Here is a 23,709-nt window from a genome sequence, read left to right on the forward strand (position 1 = left end):
ACGGGAGGCGTCATGAACGGGCAGCAAACAGCACAGCCACAGACCTGCGAACACTGGGTCGAAAACCTCGAGGACGGTTCGGCGGTGCTGATCCGCCCACTGCGCGAAGAAGACCGCGAACGGGACAAGCGTTTTCTGAGCACTATCGCTTATGAATCACGGCGTTTTCGTTTCATTGCCGGGCTCAGCGGCGGCTTGCCTAGCTTGGACACGCAAGACATGCCCGTGGACTATCACGAGCGCATGGCCTATGTCGCCTTGGTTCATGTAGACGGTCAATTGCAACAAATCGGCGTCAGCCGCTATGCAGGCATACCTGGCAGTCAGCGGTGCGAATGTGCAGTGGCGGTCAGCGAAGACTGGCAGCGCAAGGGGTTGGGCAAGCGCCTGATGCAACACCTGATTGAAGCCGCACGACGCAATGGCTTTCAGTGCATGGTCTCCAGGGATCTGGCCAGCAACTATGCCATGCACCGGCTGGTCAAGGCACTGGGCTTCACCTCAAGATACCCTGGCGGGGATGTGAGCGAGATCCTGCACGAACTTGACCTGCGGCCTTGAAAAAACAAGGCCCTTGCGGGCCTTGTGCTTCAGCCTTTGGAGCGTTCTGGAGAAATCACCAGCACACTGCTGGACAACCGATGCAAAACGCGCTCGGCAGTACTGCCGATGAACCAGCCGATGCCATGGTGGTGATAACTGCCCATGACCAATACGTCGATATCATTGTTATCCATGAACATGGCCAGGGCCTTTGCCGGGTCGCCGATGCGCATATGGCGGTGTTCGACGGCGATCCCGTTGCGTTCGGCAAGCTCTTGGAAGGCAGCGCTCTGAACGTCATGCAAGGTCTGGGCACGGTTCGAATCGAACAGGAACGAATGTTCCCGGCTGCCGCCGGCGTCCAGGTACATGGAACCCAGGTCGTAGGTGTACAGCAATTCGATCTGGGCATTGCACTGCAAGGTCAGCTTCAGCGCTTCGCTGATGATCTGGTCGTTGAAACCTTCAAACTGATCCTCAGGCCTGGACAGGTCCACCGCCGCCAGAATCCTGCGTGGCAACGCATGGCTGGCCTTGTGTACCAAGTGCAAGGGTATTCGCGTTTCGCGCAGCAGCTGGATATCCAGCGAGGTGAACATTGCGCGCATCCACCAAGGCTCATGCTCAAGCTCTTTGATCAGCATGGCAAACGGTTGCTCACGCAAGTGTATCAGGATCTCATTCAAGGGCTGCTGCACCCACACCACCTCGGTTGTGACGGTGACGCCATTGCGCCGCATCGGCAACGCCTGGGTTTCCAGCCATGCACGGTGCTGCTGCACGTAACCCTCGCGCATGACTGCGAGCGCTTGATCATTCACCAAGCCCGCCGTGGCAAGCCCTTCCACGTAGTCGAAAGCGACGATGTGCAGCGCCATCCCCTTGGCCTTGGCCAGCGCAGCGGCCCGGTCATAGGCCGGGGTTCGGCGCATCAGGGGGGAGGCGATCAGCAGCAGTCTTTGCGGAGTTTCCATGGCACACCTCTGAGGTTGCAATACGTAGGTAAAGCATCTGCCACCTACGTGTTGCGAACTTGATGTTTATCAACTGGAGGCACCTGCCGACCAGTGGCATTGCCCATGGCGCAAGAACTTGACGCGGATCAATACCTCGGGACTTCGCCGGCGCACCCTGTAGCCAGATCACAGCCACTTCAGGCCCTGCAGGCGTGCCATGGCGACACCGCCCTGAGTTTCACCTGCACTGCCGGCAGGGACGCCTTCATTCTGCATTGTCTACCGATACATGCTTTGGAGGCCCTGATGAACGTTTACGTCGAGAAGAACACAGAGCAGGGACGCTGTTGGGTGCACATGGATGACTGGCGGGTGGGTTTCAGGACGGCTGCCGAAGCCGAGCGGTTTGTCGAACGGCTTACAAGCCGCCTCAATGCCCCCCACTCGCGTGACATGCTTGCTGATTGGTCGCCCCATGCTGGGGTGACCGTGGGGCTCGGTGCGCGTCATGGCGCAGGGGCCCAAAGCGGCCTCCAAAATGCGAAGGAGGCCTGAAAATGCCTGGCCAGCTGAAGGTCACCCTGCTCGACTCACCCAACGCATTGTCCAAGGCAAACCCTATTCACCTGAAACCGCTGGTGAACCACTGCATGGATTGCCGGGTCAGCGGTCTGTGCCTCCCCACGGGTCTGCCGGTTGACGACAACAGCTGCCTGGGCGCGTTGATAGGCCCACGCATGCGTATTCGCAAGGGTGCCGCGCTGTTCAATGCCAACGATCCGCTGACCATGCTCTATGCCGTACGTTGCGGCAGTTTCAAGACCAGCCTGAACACCGCCGAGGGGCAAGGCGTGGTGATCAACTTCTGGATGCCGGGCGATGTACTCGGCCTCGATGCGATTGCCACAGAGCACCATGTCTGTGACGCCATTGCCCTGGAAGACAGCGAAGTCTGCCCCGTCCCCTATCGTCGCTTGCAAACCCTGGCGCGTGAGTTTCCGGAGCTGCAGCAGAGCCTTAATCGCTTGATGAGCCGCGAGATCGTGCGTGAGCACGGGCGCGTGCTGATGCTGTGCAACCTGACAGCAGAACAGCGGCTGGCCAGCTTCCTGGTGGGGCTCTCCAGGCGCTTCGTCAGCCGCGGTTACTCTGCCCATGGCTTCATGTTGCGGATGTCTCGTGAAGACATGGCTTCGTACCTGGGGTTACGCCTGGAAACCGTGTGCCGATCCGTCGCCCGTCTTCGCGTGCTGGGTATCGTCGACCTGCATGGCAGGTTGGTAGAAATTCTCGATATGCCTGCACTCATGGCACTGGAACAAGGTGGCGGGGAATGTGAGGTCAAGGTCCCGCTAAAGGCACCATGCTCGACGCCTTGAATGTTGGCCACGGCGCTGTGGCGCTGGGTATCGGCATGCTGGTGGGGCTGGAGCGCGAGCGTAAGAAGGGGCGTAACGAAGACCACGCGGCCGCCGGGCTCAGGACCTTCGCCATCACTGCATTGCTGGGCTACGTCAGCATGTTGCTGGCAGGTGCGGTGCTGGTCGCGGTTTCGAGTCTGGGCTTGGTACTGATGCTCTGCATGCACTACCGCAGACATGCCGATAAAGACCCTGAAGTGACCAGTGAAATTGCCCTGCTGCTGGTGCTGACACTCGGAGCGCTCAGCCACCATGAGCCTGAGCTCGCCGCAGCGGTGGGCGTGGTGCTCACCGTGCTGTTGGCGCTGCGACGCGAACTGCATCATTTCGTGCTGCAACAATTGAGCGAGGAAGAGTTGCGCGATGGCCTGATGTTGTCCACGGTGGCCTTGGTGGTACTGCCGCTGACACCGGACCAGTTTCTAGGCCCCTACAACATACTCAACCCGCGCACGATTTGTAACCTGGTGGTGTTGCTGATGGCCGTGGGTGCTTTAGGACACATCGTCATGCGCCTGATGGGGCCTCGCTATGGCCTGCCCTTGAGCGCGATCGCATCGGGCTTTGCTTCAAGTTCTGCCACCATTGCCCTGCTTGCGCACCGCGTCAGACAGCAAGGCGCTGCTGCCAGGCCATTTGCCGGCGCTGCCGTATTGTCCAATCTCGCCAGCATCACCCAATTTGCACTGGTGTTGAGCATCGTCGACCGTCGATTGCTCGACCCTTTCTGGTCATCGATTGCGCTGGGGGCACTGGTCACACTCGTGTATGGCGTGCTTCTGCTAGCACCTTGGCGTGCTGCTCATGGAGGATCCGCCACACATCCGGGTGATGGCGCGTTCAGTCTCTGGACAGCACTGGCGATCACCGCTGCAATAACCGGCATCGCCTTGTTCTCGGCATTTCTGCTTCAGCTTCTGGGCCCCAATGGCGTCAATCTCGCGGCTTTCGTCGGCGGCCTGGCCGATGCTCATGCGGCCACGGCCTCGATCGCCTCGTTGGTCGCTGCCGGACGAATCAGCGCGAATGAAATCGTCATACCGGGGTTGCTCGCATTGACGGGGAACACATTGAGCAAATGTGTTCTGGCCTTGAGCAACGGAGGTTTCAGCTTTTCGCGATACCTCATTCCAGGGCAACTGCTCATCCTGGGGGCAATGTGGTTGGGGTTGCTCCTGTAAGGACACAAGAACTGCCTGCTGGTAGTAGGTGACTTACCCTCAAGCCAACCCGCCAAAACGCTTGTAGAAACTCTCACTCACATCCGGCAATGGGCCATCTGCTGTTTCCAGTGCTGCATTCAACCATTCTTCGGCTTTGGCAAACACCAGTCGGTAGAGGTTACGGCACAACTGCCGCGCAGCCCTTCCCTCCCAGTCCCCTGGCAGCAGCTCGTCGGGCAGTTGCGGGTCGCGCAGCAGCAGGCGGCGGTACTCGTGAATCAGCAGCGTGCGTGCCAGGAAGCAATCTTGAGCATCCAGCAACGGCTGCTCTTTCAAACCTTGCCACAGCGGCCTGAACAGCTGGATAAACTCGCTGTATTGCTGCCCCAGTTCGTCGATACGCCAGCTTTCCCGCACCTGGGCGCGCATCGCCTTGGACGCGAGTACCTCTTGGGTGTGGGTGTCGAAGACGATACTGTCGTCGCCGGCCTCAAGGTCACGCAACGTGGCCACCAGGTCGGCACGGTCTGCCCGTGGGCAACCTAGCAGGTTCGGCGCCATGACACCAAACCCCTGCCACTCCAGCTCTTCACGCACGGCCTTGCGTTTACCCGCCTCGAGTTGCGACAGCAACACCAGCGTCCAGGCCCCGTCCCAGGCTGGCTGGCTTGGGCTATAGACGCGCTTGAAAGCTTTTTCGAAACGCCGACGGCCAGTGCCTGTCAGGCTGTAATAACTGCGTCGACCCACCTTTTCTGCAGTGAGCCAACCTTCTTTGGTCAGGCGAAAGATCGACGTGCGAATCAGCCGTTCATTGATGCCGATCGGTTCCAGCAGGTTGATCAGGCTACCGAGCCAGACTGTACCGCCGTGCGGCTCGATGGCATCGCCGTACAACGTGATGATCAGGGAACTGGCGCGGATCGGCGTCTGTTCCTGAAAACGGGTGATCAAGTGGTTCAGTGGGGCAAGAGTGCTCATGGGCGAACTGTGCGCGGATAAAGCACCGACTATACCTGTGCGGTAGGCCGCCTGGCCATTGCGTGTCGCTGCCAGGCTCATGCGCTCGCCTGGCCCTTGGGCCTGACCCCGGTGTCTTCCATGCGCGGGCGTCCCGGCTCTGCCTCGGCCAGCGGCGGGCATTCGACCATGCTGTTCATGCAGCGCTGCGCCAGGTGCTGGTACTCCGCCGTCCCGCGCTGTTTCCAGGCCAGCTCCTGATCGGTCAGTGGGCGTTTGACCTGGGCTGGCGACCCCATCACCAGGCTCTGCGCCGCGCATTCGAAGCCTGCCTTGACGAAGGCAGTGGCCGCGACAATGCAACGTGGTGCTACATGGGCGCCATCCATCACCACGGCGTTCATGCCGACCAACGCGTCTTCGCCCACTCGGCAGCCGTGCAGCACGGCGCCATGGCCGATGTGCCCGTTACGCTCTACTACGGTGTCGCCCCCCGGGAAACCGTGCATCACGCAGGTGTCCTGCAAGTTGGCGCCCTCCTCCAGCACGATGCGGCCGAAATCGCCCCTGAGTGATGCCAGTGGGCCGATGTAGCAGCGGGGGCCGACGATGACGTCGCCGATCAGGACTGCACTGGGGTGCACGTAGGCTGTCGGGTGAACCACGGGCGTCAGGCCGTCCAGTCGATAGCAAGGCATGGCAACACTCCTGAAATGATTTGAAATGTCAGTCGATCTTGTATCAGAAGCTGTTTGGTCGTCAATCGTGTATCACATGTGTTGAGTTAATTCTGCCCGGTAAAAACCTGCTTTAAATACTCGAAAACGCCTAGATTAAACGATTCCTCTGTAAGCATTGCACTGGAGCTGTGATCACTGGAAAACAAAAAAGAGATACGCGAAAACATTTTGGAACTTGCATTCCTGTATCGCATGGAGCATATACTGACCTCACCTGGTCGTGATCCCGCATTACGCCCCTGCAAACAATTCCAAAAAATGCCGGCCACGCGATGTGCCGTGCGTGCAGCCAGAGGAACCCGACATGCCGCGATATATCGATGTGCAGGCGCCCGAACACGGCGTTCAGCTCATTACCCTGCAACGGCCCGAGGCCTTGAATGCCCTGTGCACCGAGCTACTGGCAGAACTGGCTGCTGCGCTGCAGGCTGCCGGGGACGACGAGCATGTCCGGGCCACAGTGATTACCGGCAGTGCCAAAGCATTCGCCGCAGGCGCCGACATCCGCGAGATGGCTGATCGCGACCTGGTCGGCATCCTCAATGACCCGCGCGTAGCGCATTGGCAAAGCATCGCCGCATTCGCCAAACCGCTGATTGCCGCAGTCAACGGCTATGCCCTGGGTGGCGGCTGTGAACTGGCAATGTGCGCCGACATCGTCATCGCCGGTACCGACGCCCGTTTCGGCCAGCCGGAAATCAACCTTGGCATCATCCCCGGTGCTGGCGGCACCCAGCGCCTGTTGCGTGCCGTCGGTAAGCCGTTGGCCATGCAGATGGTACTGACGGGGGAAGCCATCACTGCCCACCGCGCCCAGCAGGCCGGCCTGGTCAGCGAAATCACCCAGCCCGAACTCACCGTAGAACGCGCCATGCAGGTTGCCCGCAGCATCGCCGCCAAAGCGCCGCTGGCCGTGCGCCTGGCCAAGGAGGCGCTACTGAAGGCCGGTGATACCGACCTGGCCAGCGGCCTGCGCTTCGAGCGCCATGCCTTCACCCTGCTGGCTGGCACAGCCGACCGCGATGAAGGCATCCGCGCCTTCCAGGAAAAGCGCCAAGCCCGTTTCCAGGGGCGCTGATCATCATTCTCTCGACTGACGGAGCGAGTCTGTCATGACTTTCCAGCACATCCTGTTTTCCATCGAGGACGGCGTTGCCTTCCTTTCATTGAACCGCCCCGAGCAGCTGAACAGCTTCAATACGGCCATGCACCTGGAGGTGCGCGAAGCGCTCAAGCAAGTGCGCCAAAGCAGTGACGCGCGGGTGCTGCTGCTGACGGCTGAAGGCCGCGGCTTCTGCGCCGGGCAGGACCTGTCCGACCGCAACGTTGCCCCAGGCGCCGAAATGCCTGACCTGGGCCAATCGATCGACAAGTTCTACAACCCGCTGGTGCGCACCCTGCGCGACCTGCCTTTGCCGGTGATCTGTGCGGTCAACGGCGTGGCGGCCGGTGCCGGTGCCAACATTCCCTTGGCCTGCGACCTGGTGCTGGCCGCCCGCTCGGCCAGTTTCATCCAGGCCTTCTGCAAGATCGGCCTGGTGCCGGACTCCGGCGGTACCTGGCTGCTGCCGCGCTTGGTCGGTATGGCCCGGGCCAAGGCGCTGGCCATGCTGGGCGAGCGCCTTGGCGCCGAACAGGCCGAGCAATGGGGGTTGATCCACCGCGTGGTGGATGATGCCGCGCTGCGTGACGAAGCCCTCACCCTCGCCCGCCAGCTCGCCGCCCAGCCCACCTACGGCCTGGCACTGATCAAGCGCAGCCTCAATGCCAGTTTCGACAACGGTTTTGAGGCGCAGCTGGAGCTGGAGCGCGACCTGCAGCGCCTGGCCGGGCGCAGCGAGGACTACCGCGAAGGCGTGAGCGCCTTCATGAACAAACGCACGCCAGCCTTCAAGGGGCGCTGAACATGGGCGCACTCGCAAGCAATGTGCAGGTGGCGGTGATCGGTGCCGGCGCCATGGGCGCCGGTATCGCCCAGGTCGCGGCCCAGGCCGGCCACCCCGTCAAGCTCTACGACAACCGCCCGGGTGCTGCCGCCCAGGCGGTGACGGGTATCGATCGCCAACTGGCCCGGCTGGTGGACAAAGGAAAGTTGCTGGCCGCTGAACGCGAAGCGATCAATGCCCGCCTGTGCCCGGTCGATACACTCGAAGCCTTGGCAGATGCCGGCCTGGTGATTGAAGCCATCGTCGAAAACCTACAGGTGAAGCAAGCGCTGTTCAGTCAGCTCGAAACCTTGTGCGCAGCCGACTGTATCCTTGCCAGCAACACTTCGTCACTGTCCATCACCAGCCTCGCCGCTGGCCTTGAACGCCCGCAGCACGTGGTCGGTATGCACTTCTTCAACCCGGCACCGCTGATGGCGCTGGTCGAGGTGGTGTCGGGCCTGGCAACCGACCCGGCAGTGGCCGCACGCATCTACGCCACTGCCCAGGCCTGGGGCAAGCAGCCGGTACATGCACGCTCTACACCGGGTTTCATCGTCAACCGGGTAGCGCGGCCGTTCTATGCCGAAAGCCTGCGCCTGATGCAGGAAGGTGCCGCCGATTGCGCCAGCCTGGATGCGCTGATGCGTGACGCTGGCGGCTTCCGCATGGGGGCGTTCGAGCTGACCGACCTGATTGGCCATGACGTCAATTACGCTGTCACCTGTTCAGTATTCGAAGCTTTCTATGGCGATTTCCGCTTCCAGCCTTCGCTGGTGCAGAAGGAACTGGTGGACGCCGGTCGCCTGGGCCGCAAGACCGGCCAAGGCTTCTATCGCTATGCCGAAGGCGTCGAGCGCCCGCAGCCGGCCGAACTGCACAGTTCCGCCTGCGCAGAGGCCTGCGTTGTCGAGGGCAACCTGGGGGTGATGCAGCCGCTGGTCGAGCGCCTTCGCCAAAGCGGCATTGCCGTGACCCAGCGCGCCGGTAGTGGCTTGATCCAGGTGGGCGACGCCACCCTGGCACTGTCCGATGGCCGCCTGGCCAGCCAGCGCGCCCGCGAAGACGGCCTTCGCAACCTTGTGCTGCTCGACCTGGCGCTGGACTACAGCAGCGCCACCCGCCTTGCCATCAGTTTGTCCGCCGACACCACTAACAGCGCCCGCGACCACGCCGTAGCCTTGCTGCAGCGTGCCGGCCTGAAAGTGACCGGTGTCGCCGACCTGCCCGGCCTGGTGGTACTGCGCACCGTGGCAATGCTCGCCAACGAGGCCGCCGATGCGGTGCTTCAGGGCGTCGGCAGCGCCGCCGACATCGACCTGGCCATGCGCGCCGGCGTCAATTACCCCCGCGGCCCGCTGGCCTGGGCCGCAGACATCGGCCTTGCCCACACCCTGGCCGTGCTCGACAACCTGCAGCGCAGCTACGGCGAGAGCCGCTACCGCCCTTCCCTGTTGTTGCGCCGCTGTGAAGCCAAAGGAGGCACCCTGCATGACTGAAGTGGAACTGGCACAAGCCTGTGCCGACGCCATGTACGCCCGCGACCCGGCCACTCAGGGCCTGGGCATCAGCCTGCTGGATGCCGGCCCAGGCCGGGCCAGCCTGCGCATGGCGGTACGTGCCGACATGATCCAGGGGCATGGCACCTGCCATGGCGGTTTCCTGTTCGCGTTGGCCGATTCGGCGTTCGCCTTCGCCTGCAATAGCTACGACCAGGCCACGGTGGCGCTGGGGTGCAGCATCGACTACCTGGCCCCGGCGCTGCGCGATGACGTGCTCACCGCCCACGCCAGCGAAGTCAGCCGCAAAGGCCGCACCGGCCTATACGACGTGCGCATCGACAACCAGCGTGGTGAGCTGGTGGCGATGTTCCATGGCAAATCCTACAAAGTGCGCGGCACCGTGCTGGCGCAGGAGACGCAAGATGAATGAACCGACCCACGCCGATGCCTTGATCATCGACGCCGTGCGCACCCCTATTGGCCGCTATGCCGGAGCCCTGAGCAGTGTGCGCGCCGACGACCTGGCGGCCATCCCGCTCAAAGCCTTGATCCAGCGCCACCCCGAACTGGACTGGAAAGCCATTGATGACGTCATCTTCGGCTGCGCCAACCAGGCCGGCGAGGACAACCGCAACGTGGCTCACATGGCGAGCCTGCTGGCCGGGCTGCCACTCGAAGTACCAGGGACCACGATCAACCGCCTGTGCGGTTCCGGTCTGGATGCCATCGGCAATGCGGCACGTGCCCTGCGCTGCGGTGAAGCGGGGCTCATGCTGGCCGGTGGCGTGGAATCCATGTCGCGTGCACCGTTTGTGATGGGTAAGTCGGAGCAGGCATTCGGGCGTGCGGCCGAGCTGTTCGACACCACGATCGGCTGGCGTTTCGTCAACCCGCTGATGAAGGCCGCCTACGGCATCGATACGATGCCGGAAACGGCTGAAAACGTGGCTGAACAGTTCGGCATCTCGCGCGCCGATCAGGATGCCTTTGCCCTGCGCAGCCAGCACAAGGCAGCAGCAGCTCAGGCCCGCGGCCGCCTGTCGCGGGAAATCGTGCCGGTCGAAATCCCGCAGCGTAAAGGCCCAGCCAAAGTGGTCGAGCATGACGAGCACCCGCGCGGCGACACCACGCTGGAGCAGCTGGCTCGGCTCGGCACGCCGTTTCGTGAAGGCGGCAGCGTAACGGCGGGTAATGCCTCCGGTGTGAATGACGGCGCTTGCGCCCTGCTGCTGGCCAGCAGCGCCGCGGCCCGCCGCCATGGCCTGAAGGCGCGCGGGCGCATCGTCGGCATGGCGGTGGCCGGGGTTGAGCCCAGGCTGATGGGCATCGGTCCGGTGCCTGCGACCCGCAAGGTGCTGGCGCTCACCGGCCTGGCACTGGCTGACCTGGACGTCATCGAACTCAACGAGGCCTTTGCCGCCCAGGGGCTGGCCGTGTTGCGCGAGCTGGGCCTGGCCGACGACGACCCGCGAGTCAACCGCAACGGCGGCGCCATCGCCCTGGGCCATCCCTTGGGCATGAGCGGTGCCCGGTTGGTGACCACAGCCTTGCACGAGCTTGAAGAAACGGCCGGCCGCTACGCCCTGTGCACCATGTGCATCGGCGTAGGCCAAGGCATCGCCATGATCATCGAGCGCCTCTGAGCGGTTCAGACCCTGCGCTTGTTACCGAACTGAACGCAGCCGTATATGCTGCCTCCATGACACTCACCGCGTGGCCTGCAACCGCTGGCGCGCGGCGTACAAGAACAATTCGAGTGAAGCCATGAACATGTACCATGATGCCGATCGTGCCCTGCTGGACCCGATGGAAACCGCCAGCGTCGACGCCCTGCGCCAGCACCAGCTGGAGCGTCTGCGCTGGAGCCTGAAGCACGCCTACGACAATGTGCCGTTGTACCGCCAGCGCTTTGCCGAGAGCGGCGCCCACCCCGATGACCTCAAGTGCCTGGAAGACCTGGCGAAGTTCCCCTTCACCGGCAAGAACGACCTGCGCGACAACTACCCCTACGGCATGTTTGCCGTGCCCCAGGAAGAAGTGGTACGCCTGCATGCCTCCAGTGGCACCACCGGCAAGCCGACGGTGGTCGGCTACACCCAGAACGATATCGACACCTGGGCCAATGTGGTTGCCCGTTCGATTCGTGCGGCCGGCGGGCGCAAAGGTGACAAGGTGCATGTGTCCTACGGTTACGGGCTGTTCACCGGCGGGCTCGGCGCGCACTACGGTGCCGAACGCCTGGGCTGCACCGTGATCCCCATGTCCGGTGGGCAGACCGAAAAGCAGGTGCAGCTGATTCGCGACTTCCAGCCCGACATCATCATGGTCACCCCGTCCTACATGCTCAACCTGGCTGATGAAATCGAGCGCCAGGGTATCGACCCCCACCACCTCAAGCTGCGCCTGGGCATTTTTGGTGCCGAGCCGTGGACCGACGAGCTGCGCCGCTCGATCGAGCAGCGCCTGGGCATCAATGCCCTCGATATCTACGGCCTTTCGGAAATCATGGGGCCCGGGGTGGCAATGGAGTGCATAGAGACCAAGGACGGCCCGACCATCTGGGAAGACCACTTCTATCCCGAGATCATCGACCCTGCCACCGGCGAGGTGCTGCCGGATGGCCAACTGGGCGAGCTGGTATTCACCTCGCTGAGCAAGGAGGCATTGCCGATGGTGCGCTACCGCACCCGCGACCTCACCCGGCTGCTGCCGGGCACCGCTCGGCCAATGCGGCGGATCGGCAAGATCACCGGCCGCAGTGACGACATGCTGATCATTCGCGGCGTCAATGTGTTCCCGACCCAGATCGAGGAACAGGTCCTAAAAATAAAACAGCTTTCAGAGCTGTATGAGATCCATCTGTATCGCAATGGAAACCTGGACAGTGTCCAGGTGCATGTGGAACTGCGCGCAGAGTGCCAGCACCTTGACGAAGGCCAGCGCAAGCTGGTTGTCGGGGAGTTGACCAAACAGATCAAGACTTACATCGGCATCAGCACCCAGGTGCACCTACAGCCCTGCGGCACGCTCAAGCGCTCCGAGGGCAAGGCGTGCCATGTGTTCGACAAACGGTTGGCCAGCTGACCCAATCAGCTGCCATTTCGGCCCCGGCATTGTCCGGGGCCTTTTTTTTGCCTGCGTTCCCTCGGGCACGCGCTGATGCAGGCGCAGCCTTGTGCCGAGAGTGGGCTGCAACAGCCCCTTGGCCGGCAATGTGATACACAAATCTTACCTGATACACATAAATGTGTTTGACGTTATGTTTTGTATCGCTTACAAATGACTCATGCCTTAGCAGGAGTCGCAGCACATGTACGCACAGCTAGTGGAAACCGGAGTCAAGCGCATCAAGTCGCTGGAAGAGATGTCCCCCGAGGAACGCAACTTCCAGGAAAAGATCGACGCCGAAATCAAGATCGAAGCCAAGAACTGGATGCCCGAGGCCTACCGCCAGACCCTCATCCGGCAGATCTCCCAGCACGCCCACTCTGAAATCGTCGGCATGCTGCCCGAAGGCAACTGGGTTACCCGTGCCCCCAGCCTCAAGCGCAAACTGCAGCTGATGGCCAAGATTCAGGACGAAGCCGGCCACGGCCTGTACCTGTACAGCGCCATGGAAACCCTGGGGGCGGACCGCGACGAAGAAATCGCCAAACTGCACAGCGGCAAGGCCAAGTACTCGAGCATCTTCAACTACCCCACCCTCAGCTGGGCCGACATGGGCGCTGTGGGCTGGCTGGTGGATGGCGCCGCCATCGTCAATCAGGTGGTGCTGCAGCGCACCTCTTACGGCCCCTACTCCCGCGCGATGATCCGTATCTGCAAGGAAGAGAGCTTCCACCAGCGCCAGGGCTACGAAATGCTCCTGACCATGATGCGCCAGGGCACCCAAGCCCAGCGCGACATGGTTCAGGACGCCATCAACCGCCTGTGGTGGCCGGCGCTGATGATGTTCGGCCCGAGCGATGAACACTCACCCAACAGCGCCCAGTCGATGGCCTGGAAGATCAAGCGCCAGACCAACGACGAACTGCGCCAGCGCTTCATCGACCAGACCGTGCCGCAGCTGGAACTGCTTGGCTGCACTGCGCCTGACCCTGAGCTGAAGTGGAACGCCGAGCGCGGCCACTACGACTTTGGCGAAATCCAGTGGGACGAGTTCTACGAAGTGATCAAGGGCAATGGCCCGTGCAACCTGGAACGTGTCGCCACCCGGCGCAAGGCCATCGAGGACGGCGCCTGGGTACGCGAGGCCGCCGTGGCCTATGCGCGCAAGCAACAGAACAAGAACGCCGCCTGAGCGGCGATTGATGCGGAGATCGAAAATGTCTGTCTGGACCCTCTACGAAGTGTTCGTGCGCAGCAAGCACGGCCTTAACCACAAGCATGTCGGCAGCGTGCACGCCGCCGATGCCGCCATGGCCATCGAGAACGCCCGCGAGCTCTACACCCGCCGTAGCGAAGGTGTGAGCCTGTGGGTGGTGCCTTCGGCGCTGATCACCGCCTCCTCCCCCGACGAGAAAGACCCGCTGTTCGCCCCCTCGGACGACAAGGTCTATCGCCATGCCAGCTTCTACGAGCTGCCCGACGAAGTCGGACACATGTGAGGTGGGCCATGCATAAAGAAGCCCTTATCCCCTATCTGCTGTTGCTCGGCGACAGCGCCCTGGTCCAGGGCCAGCGCCTCTGTGAGTGGTGTGGCCGCGCCCCGGCCATCGAGGAAGAGCTGGCCCTGATGAACGTCGGCCTCGATCTGGTCGGCCAGGCCCGCAACTGGCTGGAGTATGCCGCCGAGCTGCTCGACGATGGCCGGGATGCCGATGCCCTGGCGTTCCGCCGTGACGAGCGCGCCTACCGCAACCTGCTGCTGGTCGAGCAACCCAACGGTGACTTTGCCGTGACCATGACCAAGCAGTTCCTTTACGACGCGTGGCACTTCGCCGTGCTGCAGGAGCTGGTCGAGTCCAGCGACACGCGAATCGCCGGTATTGCCGCCAAGGCCCTGAAGGAAGTCACCTACCACCTGCGCCGGTCCAGCGAATGGGCACAACGTCTGGGCGGTGGTACCGATGCCAGCCGCCAGCGCATGCTCGCCGCTATCCCGGCACTGTGGCGCTTCACCGTCGAACTGACTGCTGGCAGCGACAACGAAGTCCGTCTGGCCGAATGCGGTATCGGCGCCGATCCCGCTACCGTCGGCGCCACCTGGCTGAAGCAGGTCGCCGCGACGTTTGCTTCGGTCGAACTGCCGCTGCCCAAGGCCGCCAGCCACTTCTACCTGGATGGCCGCAAAGGCCTGCACACCGAGCATCTGGGCCTGCTGCTGGCCGAAATGCAGTTCCTGCCAAGGGCCTACCCCGATGCAACCTGGTGAACTGATTGCCGGCGACCGCGGCGCGCGGGCACAGCAAGGCGACGACCTGGCTCGCGCCTGGGCGGTATTGGGCCAGGTCATGGACCCTGAAGTGCCGGTGGTCAGCGTGGTCGACCTGGGGATCGTGCGCGATGTCGATTGGCGCGCCGGCCACCTGCACCTGGTGGTCACCCCGACCTATTCTGGCTGCCCGGCCACCGAAGTCATCGAAGGGGATATCCGCCAGGCGCTGGAACAGGCCGGTTTCACCGCGCCAGACCTGGAGCGCCGGCTGACCCCGGCCTGGAGCACCGACTGGATCAGCGAACTGGGCCGCGAGCGCCTGCGCGCTTATGGCATTGCGCCGCCGCAAGGCAGCGCCAGCAAGCGCAGCCTGCTCGGCGAAGCCCCCCAGGTGTGCTGCCCGCAATGCGGCAGCGCCCATACCGAATTGCTCAGCCAGTTCGGCTCCACGGCCTGCAAGGCGCTGTACCGCTGCCGCGAGTGCCTGGAGCCATTCGACTATTTCAAATGCATTTGAGCCGTGGAGACCACCATGAGCCAGTTTCACAGCCTGACCATCAAGCAAGTGCGCAATGAGACCCGTGATGCGGTATCGATTGCCTTCGATGTGCCCGAGCACCTGCAGGACCAGTTCCGCTTCACTCAGGGCCAGTACCTGGTCATGCGTACACAGCTGGACAACGAAGAAATCCGCCGCTCCTACTCCATCTGCAGCGCCGTACAGGACGGCGAACTGCGCGTGGCCGTCAAGCGCGTACCGGGCGGGCGCTTCTCGGCGTTTGCCAATGAAGTGCTCAAGGCCGGCCAGCAACTGGAAGTGATGCCGCCATCGGGCAGCTTCTTCGTGCCTCTGGACCCGGCTCGCCAGGGCAACTATCTGGGGGTAGCTGCCGGCAGCGGCATCACCCCGATACTGTCGATCATCGCCACCACGCTGGCCAGCGAGCCGCACAGCCGTTTCACCTTGCTGTACGGCAACCGTTCCAGTTCGGGGGCGCTGTTCCGCGACAAGCTCGAAGACCTGAAAAACCGTTACCTCGACCGCTTGAACCTGATTTTCGTGTTCAGCCGCGAACAGCAGGACGTCGACCTGTACAACGGCCGCATCGACGCCGACAAATGCGGCCAGCTGTTTTCGCGCTGGCTGGACGTTGCCGGGCTGGACGCGGCATTCATCTGCGGCCCGCAGGCGATGACCGAGACCGTGCGTGACAGCCTGCAGGCCAACGGCATGGCCAAGGAACGCATTCACTTCGAGCTGTTCGCCGCCGCCGGCAGCGAGGCCCGCCGCGAAGCCCGTGAGGCGGCACGTCAGGTGGATTCGGCGCTTAGCCACATCACCGTGATCAGCGACGGCCGGGCACTGAGCTTCGACCTGGCGCGCAACACCCAGAACGTGCTGGACGCCGGTAACGCCATTGGCGCCGAGCTGCCCTACTCGTGCAAGGCCGGCGTGTGCTCCACCTGCAAGTGCCGGGTGATCGAGGGCGAAGTGGAGATGGACAGCAACCATGCCCTCGAAGATTACGAAGTGGCGGCCGGGTATGTGCTGTCGTGCCAGACCTACCCGGTGAGCGACAAGGTGGTGCTTGATTTCGACCAGCTGTAGACCGAGTCGACTGCTTCGCGGGTAAACCCGCTCCTACAGGGCCTGCGCAAGGCCTTAGGGCGGCATCCTTACCTGCGAAGAGGGCCTACGCAACAACGCAATACCCCGCGTGACCTCAACACAACAATTACAAAACCAAGAGATCGCTTGCCATGACACCCGAACGCATAGAAAGCATCGCCAACCACCCCGACTTCCAGCACCTGGTGCGGCGCAAGCGCCGCCTCAACGGCAGCCTGACCCTGGCCATGCTGGTGGTGTACTACGGCTTCGTCCTGCTGGTTGCGTTTTCGCCCAGCACCCTCGGCCAGTCCCTCAGCGGCGGCGTGACCACGGTCGGCATGCTGGTGGGCGTGTTGATGGTGCTGCTGTCCTTTGCCCTGACCGGCATCTATGTGCACCGCGCCAACAACGTGCTCGACCCACTCAATGACAAGGTCAAGCAGGAGTGCGCACAATGAACTGGACCGCCATTTCGATGTTCATGGTGTTTGTCTGCTTCACCCTGCTGGTCACCCGCTGGGCGGCCCTGCGCACCCGCTCGGCCAGTGACTTCTACACCGCCGGCGGCGGCTTGACCGGTATGCAGAACGGCTTGGCAATCGCTGGCGACATGATCAGTGCCGCTTCGTTCCTGGGCATTTCCGCGATGATGTTCATGAACGGCTACGACGGCCTGTTGTATGCCCTTGGTGTCCTGGCGGGCTGGCCGATCATCCTGTTCCTGATTGCCGAGCGCCTGCGCAACCTGGGCAAGTACACCTTTGCCGACGTGGTCAGCTACCGGCTGGCGCAAACCCCAGTGCGCTTGACCTCGGCTTTCGGCACCCTGGTGGTGGCGCTGATGTACCTGGTGGCGCAAATGGTCGGCGCTGGCAAGCTGATCGAGCTGCTGTTCGGCATCAGCTACCTGTACGCCGTGATGCTGGTCGGGGTGCTGATGGTTGCCTATGTCACCTTCGGTGGCATGCTCGCCACCACCTGGGTGCAGATCATCAAGGCGGTAATGCTGCTATCAGGCACCAGCTTCATGGCCTTCATGGTGCTCAAGCACTTCGGCTTCAGCACCGAGGCCATGTTTGCCAGTGCGGTGGCCGTGCATGCCAAGGGCCAGGCGATCATGGCCCCAGGCGGCTTGTTGTCCAACCCGGTGGACGCTATTTCCCTCGGTTTGGGCATGATGTTCGGCACCGCTGGCCTGCCGCATATCCTGATGCGCTTCTTCACTGTCAGTGATGCCAAGGAAGCACGCAAGAGCGTGTTCTACGCCACCGGTTTCATTGGTTACTTCTACCTGTTGCTGATCGTTGTCGGCTTTGGCGCCATCGTCATGGTCGGCACCGAGCCGTCCTACCGCGACGCCACTGGCGCCATCATCGGTGGCGGCAACATGGTCGCCGTGCACCTGGCCCAGGCCGTGGGTGGCAACCTGTTCCTCGGCTTCATCTCAGCCGTCGCCTTCGCCACCATTCTGGCTGTGGTCGCTGGCCTTGCGCTGTCCGGGGCATCGGCGGTGTCCCACGACCTGTATGCCTGCGTGATGCGCAAAGGCAAGGCTACCGAGCAAGAGGAAATGCGCGTGTCACGCATTGCCACGCTGGTCATCGGCCTGCTGGCGGTGATCCTGGGCCTGATGTTCGAGTCGCAGAACATTGCCTTCCTCTCCGGCCTGGTGCTGGCGGTGGCCGCTTCGGTCAACTTCCCGGTGCTGCTCCTTTCCATGTTCTGGAAAGGCCTGACCACCCGCGGCGCGGTGTGCGGCAGCATGGCCGGGCTGGTCTCGGCGGTGCTGTTGGTAGTGCTGGGCCCGGCGGTGTGGGTCAACGTGCTGCACAACGAAACGGCGCTGTTCCCCTACAGCAACCCTGCGCTGTTCTCCATGAGCCTGGCCTTCCTCAGTGCCTGGGTGTTCTCGGTTACCGACAGCTCCGAACGTGCCGTTGAAGAGCGTGGTCGCTACCTGGGCCAGTTCATCCGCTCCATGACCGGTATCGGCGCGGCTGGCGCCAGCAAACACTGACATCAAGGACGAACAGACATGTCGGGTAAAACAACAACAATGAACCGCACACACTTCATGTCAGCTGCCTGGCTGGCCACCCTCGCCCTGCCCATGCCCGCGCTGGCCGACTTCATCGGCGACAGCCATGCACGCCTGGAGCTGCGCAACCACTACATCAACCGTGATTTTCGCCAGAGCAACGCCCCGCAGGCCAAGGCCGAGGAATGGGGCCAGGGCTTTACCGCCAAGCTGGAATCGGGCTTTACCGAGGGCCCGGTCGGTTTTGGCGTGGACGCGCTGGGCCAGTTGGGCATCAAGCTCGACTCCAGCCGCGACCGTCGCAACACCGGCCTGCTGCCTTTTGGCCCGAACAGCCACGAACCGGTCGACGACTACAGCGAGCTAGGCCTGACCGGCAAGGTTCGCGTGTCCAAGAGCACCTTGCGGCTGGGCACCTTGCAGCCGATCCTGCCGGTGGTGGTGTACAACGACACCCGCCTGCTGGCGTCCACCTTCCAGGGTGGCTTGCTCACCAGTCAGGACCTCGATGGCCTCACCTTCAATGCCGGACGCCTGACCAAGGCCAACCTGCGTGATTCCTCTGGCCGCGACGACATCGGCTATGGCGCTGCCAGCAGTGACCACCTGGACTTTGGCGGTGGCAGCTACGCCATCACCCCGCAAACCACGGTCAGCTATTACTACGCCAAGCTCCAGGACATCTACCGTCAGCAGTTCGTCGGGCTGATCGACACCCGCCCACTGGCAGAAGGTGTGAGCCTGCGCAGTGACCTGCGCTACTTCGACAGCCGCAACGACGGTGCCGAGCGTGGCGGCAACATCGACAACCGTAACTTCAACGCCATGTTCACCCTGGGCGTGCGGGCGCACAAGTTCACCGCCACCTGGCAGCAGATGTCCGGTGACAGCGCCTTCCCGTTCGTCAACGGCGGCGACCCGTTCACCGTCAACCTGGTCACCTATAACACCTTCACCCGGGCCGGGCTGGACTCTTGGCAAGTGCGTTACGACTACGACTTCGTTGCCATGGGCATCCCCGGCCTGAGTTTCATGACCCGCTACACCGACGGTCGCCACGCGGAAACTGCCACCGTGACCAATGGCCGTGAGCGCGAGCGCGACACCGACATCACGTATGTCATCCAGAGTGGCCCGTTCAAGGACGTCAGCCTGCGCTGGCGCAATGTCACCTTCCGCTCCGGCAACGGCCTGACCAACGCCGTGGACGAAAACCGCCTGATCATCGGCTACACCCTGGCGCTGTGGTAACAGCGCCCCTCACATTTTGAACAGCATGGAGAACAGCATGTCTGCCGCCCCTACTCTGCAAAGTTTCATCGCCGGCCGTTGGCTCGGCCAGCACGGCGCCCAGGCCCTGCGCAGCGCCCTCGACGGCCACGTACTGGCCTACAGCCATGAAGAGCGCCCGGACTTCGCCGAAGCTGTGGACTACGCGCGTGCACGCGGTCTTGCCTCGCTGATGGGCATGGATTTCCAACAACGTGCCCAACGCCTCAAAGCCCTGGCCCTGTACCTGGCCGAGCACAAGGAGCAGCTCTACGCCCTGTCGCACCACAGCGGCGCCACCCGGGCCGACAGCTGGATCGACATCGAAGGCGGGAACGCCACGCTGTTCTCCTATGCCGGCATCGGCAGCCGCGAGCTGCCGTCGGGTAACCTAGTGCACGAAGGGCCAGCCATACCGTTGGGCAAGCAAGGCCATTTCGCCGGTAGTCACATCCTGGTGCCACGGGCAGGCGTTGCGGTGCACATCAACGCGTTCAACTTCCCTATCTGGGGCATGCTGGAAAAGTTTGCCCCGACGTTCCTCGCCGGTATGCCCTGCATCGTCAAGCCGGCGACCTCGACCAGCTATTTGACCGAGGCCGTGGTACGCCTGATGAATGCCTCCGGCCTGCTGCCCGAAGGCAGCCTGCAGCTTGTTATCGGCAGCACCGGCGACCTGCTCGACCGCCTGCAGGGGCAGGACGTGGTGACCTTCACCGGGTCCGCCGATACCGCTGCCAAATTGCGCGTGACGCCCAACCTGATTCGCAACTCGGTGCCGTTCACTGCCGAGGCCGACTCGCTCAACTGCGCCATCCTCAGCCCGGACGTGACACCGGACAGCGAAGAGTTTGACCTGTACATCAAGGAAGTGGTGCGTGAAATGACCACTAAAGCCGGGCAGAAGTGCACCGCCATACGCCGTGCGATCGTCCCGGCCAGGCACCTGGATGCCGTGGCCACCCGCCTGCGCGAACGCTTGAGCAAGGTCGTGGTTGGCGACCCGTCGCTGGAAGGTGTGCGCATGGGGGCCCTGGCCTCCCATGACCAGCAGCGCGATGTCGGCGAGCGGGTGCGCAGCCTGCTGCAGAGTTGTGATCAGCTGTTCGGCGCCAGCGATGGCTTTGCCCCGCGTGGCGAAGGCGTGGCTGAAGGCGCGTTCTTTGCGCCAACCTTGTTGCAGGCCCGCGACCCACATGCCGAGGGCGGCGCCCACGATATCGAAGCGTTCGGCCCGGTCAGTACGCTGATGGCCTATGACGACCTCGACGAAGCCTTGGCACTGGCTGCCCGTGGCAAAGGCAGCCTGGTGGCGACCCTGGTCACCGCCGACCGCAGCGTGGCCGCCAAGGCTATCCCGGTGGCGGCTGCCTGGCATGGCCGACTGCTGGTGCTCGATAGCCAGGCTGCCAAGGAGTCCACTGGGCACGGCTCGCCGCTGCCGCAACTCAAGCACGGTGGCCCGGGCCGCGCCGGTGGTGGTGAAGAGCTGGGTGGCCTGCGTGCGGTCAAGCACTACCTGCAGCGCGCCGCCGTGCAAGGCTCGCCGAGCATGCTCACGGCGGTCACCGGCGAGTACGTGCGCGGCGGCGACGTGATCGAAACCGACGTGCACCCGTTCCGTCGCTACTTCGAGCAGCTGCGTATCGGCGAGTCGCTGCTCACCCATCGCCGCACCGTGACAGAAGCTGACCTGGTCAATTTCGGCTGCCTGTCAGGCGACCATTTCTACATGCACTTCGACGAAATCGCCGCCAAGGCGTCGCAATTCGGTAAGCGCATTGCCCACGGTTACTTCGTACTGTCGGCAGCGGCCGGGCTGTTTGTGTCGCCCGGTGCCGGACCGGTGCTGGCCAACTATGGGCTGGACACCCTGCGCTTCATCAACCCGGTGGGCATTGGCGATACCATCCAGGCGCGCCTGACCTGCAAGCGCAAGATCGACCAAGGCAAGACCAGCCCGCTGGGGCAGCCGCAGGGGGTGGTGGCGTGGGATGTGGAGGTGACCAATCAGCTGGGTGAGTTGGTGGCCAGCTATGACATCCTGACCTTGGTGCTGAAAAAACCAGAATGAGGGGTTGAAGCTACTGGCCTCCTCTCGGGCAAGCCGCCTCTGATCGGTAATGCCCAGTGCCCTTTGTAGGAGCGGGTTCACCCGCGAAGAGGCCGGTAGCTGCTCAAGCCGCTTAAGGACAGTTCACGGTATCTACGTACCCTATAGGAGCGGGCATCTCCGCTCCTGCAGTTTCTTTACCGGTTGCACGCGAGCTATTAGACCATCGCCGCCGGATCGCCCACCGACTGGTTAGGCTTGCTCCCCGAAATCCGCCAGCTCACGGCGGTAATGCCGTAACGCTCGGCCATCGGCCGACTGACCTTCCTGATTTTCTCGCGACCGAACTTGGGAATGATGCCGATGCCCGCATCACAACTTGCCCAATGCCAGGCCTCGGCATTGTCCAGGCGTTCCAGGCGAATGATGAAACTGCGCGGCTGGTCATGCAGTTTGTAATCGATTATGTACAACTGTGGGCTAGGCATCGCAGGGGGCCTCCTCTTCTCCATGGATGACATTTTGATTGATCGGGCGGTGGCCAGAAGATTCAAAATTTTGTCTAACAAAATGTCATGGCGCGATTCCGGGGCGGCTACCCCGAAATCGCTGCTGGGCACCTGTGGGGAGTTGCCGTTCAGCGAAAGCCCCACTCACTGGCTGCGGCCTGCGCCGTGGCTGTTGCGTCCCCCCTTGCGTCCGGCTTCCGACGCCCGTTGGCGGTCGTTGGCAAAGTTGCCGCCAGATGCCTGGCCACCCTTGTGGCCAGCGCGCGATGCCCTCTCGCGGTCATTGGCAAAGTTACCTGGGTTGGTTTCCTTGGTGCCGCCGCGCTGGCGGGTTCGCTCTTGGTCCTGCGCCATGTCGTTTCTCCTTGCGATGGATTGGCTGATCGCATGAATCGGTGCCATGCCTAACTTCCGAGCCCCCGATTTGTCGCTGTGCTCAATGGTTTTACGATCAGCTGACCGGTGGCACGAAAAACACGCAGGCAAGCTGTTTGCGTGCTGGAAGTGACCGTTCGTCAGCTTCAACGCAACGTTTATTGCCATCCAGGGCCGAAACTTCATGCAATAAAGGAATCGCCCAGGAGCCGGAATGAAACCAGTCAAGCATCGCGCCACCATCATTTGCCGGCATGGCAAGCAGCGCCATAAGTGGTTGTGGGTGAGAAAGCCCAAGGCGCCTTGGACCCTTCCAGGCGGCAAGATCGAGCCCGGCGAGACGCCGATGCAGGCCGCGCAGCGGGAGTTGCTGGAAGAGACTGGGCTACAGGCTGAATCGCTGGTTTTGTTGATGCGCCATGAAACGCCAGAGCGTGTGCATTACGTGTTCGCAGCGGAGTTTGCCGAAGCACCGCAGCCCAAGGCCCGGCACGAAATTGCCGACTGCCGCTTTGCCCACCTGGATCAGGTGGCTGTGGTGAAGGGCGAGATCAAGGCCCTGATCCGCTCCTTGCTGGCTTGTGACGCGGGCACGGCGGCGTCCGTTCGGTAAGCTAGGCGTGCACACTCCACTGAACGGCGTCTGACGCGATCGGCATCTCGTCGATGGCATGGATCATTCCGTTTTCCAGCGCCTCCCGCGGCGCCAGTATCCTTGGATAGGCCATTAGATAGCGCGGTACATCCAGGACCTCGGCCGCGCCTTTGGTGCGCTCGGCCACGATCTGCGCATACAGGCGCAGGTCGTAATCCAGGCTCATCGCATACTCGGACATCCGCGAATGGTCCACCGAACCATGCAAGGTCCAATGAAACGGGTGGAAAAGAAACTTGCTGAAACTGCAAGCCGTGCGTCGCGCTCCGGCAAGGAAGAGGATATTGCCCATGGATTCCACCGTACCCAGGTTGTGGGTATGCACCTCTACGGGTAACCCCCGCAGAAAGTTGTACAGGGTAAAGCCATAGCTGCATTCGCCGCCCATGGTGGCGATGTTCAGTTGCAGAAGCTCGGCACCCTGTTGCAATGCCCGTGAGCAGGTCGTGATCAGGTTGCCGCAGGTAGACGAATTGATCGGTCCGGTGAAGTGGATGATATGTCTGGCCATGCTTGCCTCCACGGGTGGCAGGTCATTGCTTGTTCTTTTGCCCATCGTCGCCCAGCCCGGCCATCTGGCAGTGGGCGAAACGCTCGAATGTCATCCTGGC

Annotated in this window: 25 protein-coding genes and 1 pseudogene; 20 read left to right on the forward strand and 6 right to left on the reverse strand. The window is 62.6% G+C overall.

The genetic code is table 11. The features are described 5' to 3' along the window. Positions 1-12: 12 nt before the first annotated feature. Positions 13-561, forward strand: a complete 549-nt coding sequence (locus ACZ889_RS17670; protein ID WP_476257633.1) for an N-acetyltransferase family protein — start codon at positions 13-15, stop codon at positions 559-561. A 29-nt stretch (positions 562-590) separates the two neighbouring features. On the opposite strand, the gene ACZ889_RS17675 is transcribed toward ACZ889_RS17670, so the two are convergent. Then, positions 591-1,517 carry a universal stress protein gene (locus ACZ889_RS17675; protein WP_004577372.1) on the reverse strand — a complete coding sequence of 309 codons (927 nt, stop codon included), beginning with the start codon at positions 1,515-1,517 and terminating at the stop codon, positions 591-593. A 288-nt stretch (positions 1,518-1,805) separates the two neighbouring features. Here ACZ889_RS17675 and ACZ889_RS17680 point away from each other — a divergent pair, with 288 nt between their 5' ends. From ACZ889_RS17680 to ACZ889_RS17690, 3 genes are read left to right on the forward strand one after another with little or no spacing between them, the layout of a single operon-like run. Further along, positions 1,806-2,054: a hypothetical protein gene (locus ACZ889_RS17680; protein ID WP_019751531.1), complete on the forward strand. Its 249-nt coding sequence runs from the start codon at positions 1,806-1,808 to the stop codon at positions 2,052-2,054. A gap of 2 nt (positions 2,055-2,056) precedes the next feature. Beyond that, a complete protein-coding gene (gene fnrC / locus ACZ889_RS17685; protein ID WP_180688043.1) occupies positions 2,057-2,878 on the forward strand; it encodes a Crp/Fnr family transcriptional regulator FnrC in 822 nt (273 codons plus the stop codon). Continuing rightward, a complete protein-coding gene (locus tag ACZ889_RS17690; RefSeq protein WP_047602804.1) occupies positions 2,863-4,101 on the forward strand; it encodes an MgtC/SapB family protein in 1,239 nt (412 codons plus the stop codon). Before fnrC ends, ACZ889_RS17690 begins: the two co-directional genes overlap by 16 nt. A gap of 39 nt (positions 4,102-4,140) precedes the next feature. On the opposite strand, the gene paaX is transcribed toward ACZ889_RS17690, so the two are convergent. After that, positions 4,141-5,064 carry a phenylacetic acid degradation operon negative regulatory protein PaaX gene (gene paaX / locus ACZ889_RS17695; protein ID WP_004374548.1) on the reverse strand — a complete coding sequence of 308 codons (924 nt, stop codon included), beginning with the start codon at positions 5,062-5,064 and terminating at the stop codon, positions 4,141-4,143. A 77-nt stretch (positions 5,065-5,141) separates the two neighbouring features. After that, positions 5,142-5,741 carry a phenylacetic acid degradation protein PaaY gene (gene paaY, locus ACZ889_RS17700; RefSeq protein WP_004374546.1) on the reverse strand — a complete coding sequence of 200 codons (600 nt, stop codon included), beginning with the start codon at positions 5,739-5,741 and terminating at the stop codon, positions 5,142-5,144. A gap of 346 nt (positions 5,742-6,087) precedes the next feature. Between paaY and paaF the strand changes: the two genes are divergently transcribed. The 15 genes and pseudogenes from paaF (at position 6,088) to paaZ (ending at position 21,580) form a co-directional block, all read left to right on the forward strand. Beyond that, complete coding sequence (paaF, locus tag ACZ889_RS17705; RefSeq protein WP_004577376.1) at positions 6,088-6,861, forward strand: 2,3-dehydroadipyl-CoA hydratase PaaF; 774 nt, start codon at positions 6,088-6,090, stop codon at positions 6,859-6,861. A 34-nt stretch (positions 6,862-6,895) separates the two neighbouring features. Further along, entirely contained in the window at positions 6,896-7,687 is a 792-nt protein-coding gene (gene paaG, locus ACZ889_RS17710; protein WP_004374541.1) for a 2-(1,2-epoxy-1,2-dihydrophenyl)acetyl-CoA isomerase PaaG, read from the forward strand. A 2-nt stretch (positions 7,688-7,689) separates the two neighbouring features. Continuing rightward, a complete protein-coding gene (paaH, locus tag ACZ889_RS17715) occupies positions 7,690-9,207 on the forward strand; it encodes a 3-hydroxyacyl-CoA dehydrogenase PaaH (RefSeq protein ID WP_476257634.1) in 1,518 nt (505 codons plus the stop codon). Next, positions 9,200-9,640: a hydroxyphenylacetyl-CoA thioesterase PaaI gene (gene paaI, locus ACZ889_RS17720; protein WP_192907410.1), complete on the forward strand. Its 441-nt coding sequence runs from the start codon at positions 9,200-9,202 to the stop codon at positions 9,638-9,640. Before paaH ends, paaI begins: the two co-directional genes overlap by 8 nt. After that, positions 9,633-10,853 (forward strand): 3-oxoadipyl-CoA thiolase, encoded by a 1,221-nt coding sequence (pcaF, locus tag ACZ889_RS17725; protein WP_476257635.1) that lies wholly within the window; start codon positions 9,633-9,635, stop codon positions 10,851-10,853. The genes paaI and pcaF overlap by 8 nt, the downstream gene beginning before the upstream one ends. A 121-nt stretch (positions 10,854-10,974) precedes the next feature. Then, positions 10,975-12,294 (forward strand): phenylacetate--CoA ligase PaaK, encoded by a 1,320-nt coding sequence (paaK, locus tag ACZ889_RS17730; protein WP_144000122.1) that lies wholly within the window; start codon positions 10,975-10,977, stop codon positions 12,292-12,294. Between the two features lie 226 nt (positions 12,295-12,520). After that, positions 12,521-13,510: a 1,2-phenylacetyl-CoA epoxidase subunit PaaA gene (paaA, locus tag ACZ889_RS17735; RefSeq protein ID WP_010954157.1), complete on the forward strand. Its 990-nt coding sequence runs from the start codon at positions 12,521-12,523 to the stop codon at positions 13,508-13,510. Between the two features lie 25 nt (positions 13,511-13,535). Further along, a complete protein-coding gene (gene paaB, locus ACZ889_RS17740) occupies positions 13,536-13,817 on the forward strand; it encodes a 1,2-phenylacetyl-CoA epoxidase subunit PaaB (protein WP_004374528.1) in 282 nt (93 codons plus the stop codon). Positions 13,818-13,825: 8 nt separating this feature from the next. Beyond that, on the forward strand, positions 13,826-14,584 hold the full coding sequence (gene paaC, locus ACZ889_RS17745; RefSeq protein WP_476257636.1) for a 1,2-phenylacetyl-CoA epoxidase subunit PaaC: 759 nt from the start codon (positions 13,826-13,828) through the stop codon (positions 14,582-14,584). Beyond that, complete coding sequence (gene paaD / locus ACZ889_RS17750) at positions 14,571-15,104, forward strand: 1,2-phenylacetyl-CoA epoxidase subunit PaaD (RefSeq protein WP_004577381.1); 534 nt, start codon at positions 14,571-14,573, stop codon at positions 15,102-15,104. The genes paaC and paaD overlap by 14 nt, the downstream gene beginning before the upstream one ends. A 15-nt stretch (positions 15,105-15,119) precedes the next feature. Then, entirely contained in the window at positions 15,120-16,196 is a 1,077-nt protein-coding gene (paaE, locus tag ACZ889_RS17755; RefSeq protein ID WP_476257637.1) for a 1,2-phenylacetyl-CoA epoxidase subunit PaaE, read from the forward strand. A gap of 152 nt (positions 16,197-16,348) precedes the next feature. Then, the gene (locus tag ACZ889_RS17760) at positions 16,349-16,657 is read left to right on the forward strand and encodes a DUF485 domain-containing protein (protein WP_004374508.1); all 309 of its coding nucleotides are present in this window, start codon (positions 16,349-16,351) and stop codon (positions 16,655-16,657) included. After that, a pseudogene (locus ACZ889_RS17765) lies at positions 16,648-18,216 on the forward strand (cation acetate symporter); the annotation flags it as partial. The gene ACZ889_RS17760 and the pseudogene ACZ889_RS17765, both read left to right, overlap by 10 nt. 39 nt (positions 18,217-18,255) lie before the next feature. Beyond that, on the forward strand, positions 18,256-19,488 hold the full coding sequence (locus ACZ889_RS17770) for an OprD family porin (RefSeq protein ID WP_476257638.1): 1,233 nt from the start codon (positions 18,256-18,258) through the stop codon (positions 19,486-19,488). A gap of 37 nt (positions 19,489-19,525) precedes the next feature. Beyond that, the gene (paaZ, locus tag ACZ889_RS17775) at positions 19,526-21,580 is read left to right on the forward strand and encodes a phenylacetic acid degradation bifunctional protein PaaZ (RefSeq protein ID WP_476257639.1); all 2,055 of its coding nucleotides are present in this window, start codon (positions 19,526-19,528) and stop codon (positions 21,578-21,580) included. Positions 21,581-21,777: 197 nt separating this feature from the next. On the opposite strand, the gene ACZ889_RS17780 is transcribed toward paaZ, so the two are convergent. Together ACZ889_RS17780 and ACZ889_RS17785 are read right to left on the reverse strand one after the other, a co-directional pair. Beyond that, entirely contained in the window at positions 21,778-22,047 is a 270-nt protein-coding gene (locus ACZ889_RS17780; RefSeq protein WP_004374494.1) for a DUF6555 family protein, read from the reverse strand. A gap of 165 nt (positions 22,048-22,212) precedes the next feature. After that, on the reverse strand, positions 22,213-22,422 hold the full coding sequence (locus tag ACZ889_RS17785; RefSeq protein WP_012052306.1) for a con-10 family general stress protein: 210 nt from the start codon (positions 22,420-22,422) through the stop codon (positions 22,213-22,215). A 235-nt stretch (positions 22,423-22,657) separates the two neighbouring features. Here ACZ889_RS17785 and ACZ889_RS17790 point away from each other — a divergent pair, with 235 nt between their 5' ends. Beyond that, the gene (locus ACZ889_RS17790; protein ID WP_047602815.1) at positions 22,658-23,056 is read left to right on the forward strand and encodes an NUDIX hydrolase; all 399 of its coding nucleotides are present in this window, start codon (positions 22,658-22,660) and stop codon (positions 23,054-23,056) included. A gap of 1 nt (position 23,057) precedes the next feature. Here ACZ889_RS17790 and ACZ889_RS17795 read toward each other — a convergent pair whose 3' ends face one another. Then, the gene (locus ACZ889_RS17795) at positions 23,058-23,609 is read right to left on the reverse strand and encodes an ATP-dependent Clp protease proteolytic subunit (protein ID WP_014862002.1); all 552 of its coding nucleotides are present in this window, start codon (positions 23,607-23,609) and stop codon (positions 23,058-23,060) included. Positions 23,610-23,709: the final 100 nt, after the last annotated feature.

It is taken from the genome of Pseudomonas sp. TE3895 (assembly GCF_056278855.1).